At 17.7% G+C, this 1949-nt stretch carries 2 protein-coding genes; both read left to right on the top strand.

Going from position 1 to position 1949, the window contains the following annotated elements; translation table 11 throughout:
* Nucleotides 1-820, top strand: an 820-nt coding sequence (gene holA, locus AB6A63_RS02005; protein WP_370431020.1) for a DNA polymerase III subunit delta, incomplete at its 5' end; no start/stop codon positions are given.
* 180 nt (nt 821-1000) lie between these two features.
* Nucleotides 1001-1633, top strand: coding sequence for a glycerol-3-phosphate 1-O-acyltransferase PlsY (gene plsY, locus AB6A63_RS02000; protein ID WP_370431019.1), 633 nt, complete (start codon nt 1001-1003; stop codon nt 1631-1633).
* Nucleotides 1634-1949: the final 316 nt, after the last annotated feature.

The raw sequence follows: 1949 nt of genomic DNA, 5'->3' as shown, positions 1-1949 counted from the left end.
TCAAGAATTATTTACCGGTTCTTTTTTTTATGAAAAAAAAGTTCTTTTTATCGAAAATCTTTCTTTAGTTTTTTCAAAAAAAAATATAAAATTTGATTTTATAATAGATTTCTTCACTAAACCCAATGAAAATATTATTATTTATTTAAACGAAGAAAAAAATAAATTTCCTGCTGAAATAAAAAAACAAATATATCGTTATTTTAATATTGTAAAAAAAGATAAAATTACTGCTCAAAAATTATTTGAATATACTAAAGAAGAATTTGAAAAAGATGATTTTAAAATCAAAAAAGAAATAATCTGTTTGTTAATTAAAAAAATTCATAATAATTTATTTGTTTTAAAAGAAGAAATTGAAAAAATTAAAATATATCATTTAGAAAATAAAAACATTGATGATATAAAGATCATAGAAAATTTAGTTTCTGATTCAGAAGAAAAAAATATATTTTTATTAATTAAATCTATTATTCGAAATAATTTTAAAATAGAAAATTTACAATTATTACAATATTTGATAAGCAAAAAAGAAAATACTTTTTTTATTGTTTATCAAATATTAAATAAATTAGAAGAGATGATTATCGTACGTGATTTTATGAATCAAAATAAAACAAATAACGAAATTGCTTCCTTATTAAAATATTCTGTAGAAAAAACTTTTTTTCTAACAAAAGAAACTAAAACTTTGTCTATAGAAAAAATTAAAGATTTATTTTTGATTTTTTTTGATTTATATTATAAAATGAAAAAAGGAATTTTAAAACCTCAACATGTTTTACAAAAAATTTTAATAAAACAATTAGGGACTAAATAACAAAATTAATAAGTTATAAATATTTCTTTTTCTCTTTTATATAAAAAAATTTGAAAAAATTTAAAATAAATAAATTAAAATTGTAAATGAAATTTATTTTAATATAATTTATAACATTCTTCAATATAATTTTTTTTAATATAAAATATTTAAAATAAAGAAACTGAAAAAAAAGCAAACATGGAATTATTAACAATATTATTAATTTTTTTTTGTTATTTAATCGGTTCTATTCCGATGGGTTTAATTATAAGTAAAATTTTTTTTAATAAAGATTTACGTGTTCTAGGTTCTAAAAATATAGGTTCTACCAATACTTTTAGAGTTTTAGGTCCGAAATATGGAATTATTGTTTTTCTTTTGGATTTTTTCAAAGGTTTTTGGGTTTTTTTTCTGAAATCTTATCTTGATGATCCAAATAATTTAATTTATTTTGGTGTCGCTCTTATCTTAGGTCATATGTTTTCTATTTTTAATAATTTTAAAGGCGGAAAAGCAATAGCTACTTCTGTAGGTTTTATTACTGTCATAGATCCTTTAATTGGTATTTCAGGAGTCTTAATGTTTATGATTTTCGTGATGATTTCTGGATACGCTTCTTTATCATCTTTGTTAGCTACTTTCTTGGTTAATGTTTTTTTATGGGTTAAAAGAGATTATTCAAATTTTGATAAAGAATTTGATAAACAACGAAATCTTATTTTTATTTTGATTATTACTATTATTATTTTTATAAAACATTCTAGTAATATAATTAATTTAATAAAAGGGAAAGAAAATAGAATTCGTTTTAAAAAAAATAATAAATTGTAAAAAAAGTTATAAAAAATCTTGTTTATTCCTTTTCTCATATCTAAATAAAAAAACAAACTGTTAAATATATAACAATTTGTTTTTTTTTTTTTTTATTTAGTTTTTTTATTTAGTTTTTTTATTTAGTTTTTTTATTTAGTTTTTTTATTTAGTTTTTTTATTTAGTTTTTTTATTTAGTTTTTTTATTTAGTTTTTTACTTTCTAATAATTTATCTATTTCTTCTTTCGTGATTGTTTCTTGTTCTAATAATAAAGTAACTATTTTTTCTAATAGAGGTTTATTATTAGTCATGATTTGTTTCGCTTCTTGATAAC

This window comes from 'Camptotheca acuminata' phytoplasma (assembly GCF_041276565.1).
Classification (GTDB): Bacteria; Bacillota_I; Bacilli_A; order Acholeplasmatales; family Acholeplasmataceae; genus Phytoplasma.
This window is presented reverse-complemented; position numbering and strand designations above follow the sequence as displayed.